This window comes from Paenibacillus sp. J2R1T-4 (genome assembly GCF_059692235.1).
Window position 1 is genome coordinate 1 of sequence record NZ_JCAUBA010000045.1, and the last position, 3,616, is coordinate 3,616.

General features: G+C 53.6%; 3 protein-coding genes and 1 pseudogene. All 4 read right to left on the reverse strand.

Annotated features, from left to right (window positions below):
- Window positions 1–86: 86 nt before the first annotated feature.
- Window positions 87–224, reverse strand: a complete 138-nt coding sequence (locus AC58QD_RS32425; protein WP_497339193.1) for a hypothetical protein — start codon at window positions 222–224, stop codon at window positions 87–89.
- Window positions 225–267: 43 nt separating this feature from the next.
- Complete coding sequence (locus tag AC58QD_RS32430) at window positions 268–1,641, reverse strand: hypothetical protein (protein ID WP_497339194.1); 1,374 nt, start codon at window positions 1,639–1,641, stop codon at window positions 268–270.
- Window positions 1,642–1,701: 60 nt separating this feature from the next.
- Window positions 1,702–3,105 (reverse strand): hypothetical protein, encoded by a 1,404-nt coding sequence (locus AC58QD_RS32435; RefSeq protein WP_497339195.1) that lies wholly within the window; start codon window positions 3,103–3,105, stop codon window positions 1,702–1,704.
- Between the two features lie 114 nt (window positions 3,106–3,219).
- A pseudogene (locus AC58QD_RS32440) lies at window positions 3,220–3,492 on the reverse strand (oligopeptide/dipeptide ABC transporter ATP-binding protein); the annotation flags it as partial.
- Window positions 3,493–3,616 lie beyond the last annotated feature (124 nt).

The following is a 3,616-nucleotide window of genomic DNA, read 5'->3' on the forward strand; positions in this document are numbered from 1 at the left end:
TAACGCAACCTTGCCCTCCAGCGAGAAGCTGCTTTGGATGCTCATCGTTTAGTTCCCCCCGTAAATGCCGGCCGGCATGGTCAGCTTCAAATGCGAGATATCCCCGGCCAATGGCTTTGCGCCATCGCTTTTGGCGGAGTATCGTACTGCAAACCGATATTGCCGAGTCCAATGACTGCGGCACGATACCGGGTCAATTGCTTTGACTGCGTGTTCGTCATCATGTCCATCCTTCTATCAATTGATTTCGATCCTGCCCTGCATCATCTATTCAGTCGCAAAACGGAATGCGTAGATGTCGGCGTCCTTCAGCATGAAGCGGATCCGCACGGGCGTCCCCGCCAACTTGGCAAGCGTTCTCGCTTCTCCCCAGACGACGGCATGATCCAGCTCGTCACCGTACAGCACCTCGCAGTCGGCGAAGGTGAATCCGTTAATCGGCTGGCCTACTTCATCTTCCAGTTGCAAGGATACTGATCCGGCTGCAGAGGTCGCATAATTGAGCACGAGCCTCTCGCCCTCGAACACGACCGGCTTCGTGACGAAACTTCCCCCGTTATAGCCAGCGCCAACAGAAGCGAAACGATGCCGGGGGATGGTGAGACGCCGAATGTGCGTCTCGTCCCATTCGTAATGCTCGCACGAGTAGAAAGAAAACTCCTCCGGCGAAGTGTCGATGATTCCGCGTGCGACGATGTGGCTGCGTTCGGTCCAATTGCGCGGATTGCGCCCCGGCTTCGCCCACGCTTCGAGAAATTCGCGGTCCCAATGCAAGCCGTCGCGGCTCGACAGGATGACGTTATCAGAAACACCTACCTTTGGGAAATCTTTGATTTTATTTCGTTCCGGCATAAACCGCATCGGAAAGGACAAATACACATGCTCCGCGCCGGGACACAGCATCGTCGCATTCGTGTAGAAATGCTCAAGCGGCGCCGCTTCGTCGTACACGTTGGGTCGCTGCGGCCCCCAGTGCAGAAAGTCGGCCGACTCGCTGCTCTGGATACACCGGACGCCGGTAAACTCCGCCTCACCCGGCGATTGCTTGCGAAAATACCGGGAGTAGCATATGTAGCGCCGCTTGCCTTCATCCCAAAACGCCAAATTGTGCGAATCGAAGTTGCCGTCGGTAATGAGCGGCTCCTCCTGGATCAGCTCCCAATGCAAGCCGTCGGCGGAAACAAACCCGAACAGCCCTTCATTCCAATTTCCCGCAATCGCCTTATAGCGCTGATTAAGAGGGCAATCCGGATTCGTATCGAGGAAAGGGCTGAAATCGTGTGATAAATGTCCTGCCATGACGATATTGTTGCCAGGGAAAAGGTCTTGCAGCGCAATCCCCAGATCGGGACGCGCCCAACGGATGCCATCTTCGCTTTCGGCATAGCAGCAATACTGGGTCTCGTCTTCGTCGCTCAGCAAGCCGCTTGTCGCGCGATAGTACATCCTTATTTTGCCGCCATCCCGAAATACACAGGAATAAACGCCGCTGCCGATGCCCTCCCAAGGGCTGTCCATCGGCAGGGCGATTTCCTTGCGTACCGGATGATTCAGTTGCAGCTTGGCATTATCCAAACTTTCGATCAGATGCCGGTCGAGCAGCAGCTCGAGCCGGGTTCCGATCGCTACGGCTTGAGACATCTCGGTTCCTCCTAAAAGTTTTTGCGCCAGCAAAAATCCGGCATCGGAAGCATATACTTATCAGTTTCCGAAACGCAAGGCGTAAATATCGGCGTCCTTCAGCTCGAACTTGAGGCGAATCGGCTTGCCGGCAAATTTCGCCAGATTGGAATTGCCGCGCCACGTCACTTTACATTCGAGTTCGTCGCCGTAGATGACATCGCAGTCCTCGGTGCTGAAATAAGCGGCCGGCCAACCTGTATCGTCGATGATGCCAACACGAACCGAACCCGGCGCGGATGTCGCGTAGTTGAGATAAAGCGCATCGCCCTCGACCACGAATGGCTTCGTCGTGAAGACAGCGCCTGAGTAGTCGCCATGTACCGAAGCGAACCGGTGACGCGGAATGGTGACACGACGAACGTAGCTGTCATCCCATTGCTGGTGCTCATTGATATACATCGAGAACTCTTCAGGCGACGTTTCCACGATCCCCCATGCCGGCATCAAACTGCGTTGCGTCCAGTTTCTCTGGTCAAGTCCCGGACGCATCCATGCTTCAAGGAACGGGCGATCCCACTTGAATCCGTCCCGGCTCGACATCATCACGTTATCGGACACCCCTACCTTGGCGTGTTCCGCTATTTTTTGTCGTTCCGGTAAAAAGCGCATCGGGAAGCTGAGGTAGATGTGTTCGGCACCCGGACACGGAAACGTTGCGTTTGTATAGAAGTGCTCAAGCGGTACGTTCTTATCGTAAACGTTAGGCTGCGGTAGGGTCCAGTTCTTGAAATCGTCCGACGAATTGTTCTGGATTGCCCGGACGCCGAGGAAAATCGCTGAATCCTCAGGCGCTTCGATGTTGGAAGATTGGATTGAAGAGAAATAGCGGGAATAACAGACATAACTCTGTTTGTTCGGGTCCCAGAAGACCAGGTTGTGCGAGTCGAAAGCGCCTTTCTTAATGATCGGTTCCTCTTGGAACGGCTTGAAGTACAGGCCATTCTCCGAAACAAAGCCGAACAGTCCTTCCGGCGCATATCCGGCCACAGCTTTGTACTTTTCCTCGGGCGGACAGCCCGGGCGCTCATCGACGAACGGACTGAAATTATGCGCGATGGAGCCAAGCATAACAATGTTGTTGTTCATCGAACCTTCGAACTCATGAATGCCAAGATCAGGGCGTACCCAGTGAATGCCGTCATCGCTCTCGGCATAGCAGCACGACTGGCCATGCGACTTATCCGAGCTCATGTCGAACGTACCGCGATAATACATTCTGTATTTGTCGTCATGCTTGAACACGCAAGAGTATACCCCGCTGCCAAGTCCTTCCCACGGCTTCTCCATTCGCAGCACGATTTCTTCGCGCTTGGGCGGATTCAGTTTCAGGTACGCTTTCTCCATCCGGTCGATCAAAAAATTGTCGACAAACATTTCCACACGGTTGCCGATTCGCAACGGTTCTTGTTTCTTCGTACTCATGACGGTCTCCTCCTGAACTTGCTTCGTTAGTCAGCACTTAGTGCCATGAAATGTCATAACGGTGATGCGCTATAAAGACTCGTTCGTCCGTTAGCTATTGAAGTGGCACAAGAACTAGGCTTGCACCTTAAGCGCCGGTACGTCATTTGCTTCTGCTACTGTGTCGACCAAATGGCAGGACACATAATGGTCCTCCGTCCCCGCTACCTTAAGCAGCGTGGGCATTTCCGTCCGGCAAATGTCCTGGCACTTCCAGCAGCGCGGATGAAACCGGCATCCTTTCGGCGGATCAACCGGGCTCGGAACATCACCCGTCAGCACGATGCGTTCCTGCTTATTATCTAAGTTTGGTACCGGTATGGCCGACAGCAGCGCTACTGTATACGGATGCCGTGGCGTTTACCGCATTGAAATTTTTATCAATGATGTATTCGTTTGCCTTGCTGTAAATCTGTTCGAACACAAGCTCGAAATTTTTTCTGTATTGGTGCAATATTTCAAGCTGATCCGC

Coding starts and splice junctions, on each gene's coding strand:
- AC58QD_RS32425 (WP_497339193.1), bottom strand. CDS start 224: ATGATGACGAACACGCAGTCAAAGCAATTGACCCGGTATCGTGCCGCA.
- AC58QD_RS32430 (WP_497339194.1), bottom strand. CDS start 1,641: ATGTCTCAAGCCGTAGCGATCGGAACCCGGCTCGAGCTGCTGCTCGAC.
- AC58QD_RS32435 (WP_497339195.1), bottom strand. CDS start 3,105: ATGAGTACGAAGAAACAAGAACCGTTGCGAATCGGCAACCGTGTGGAA.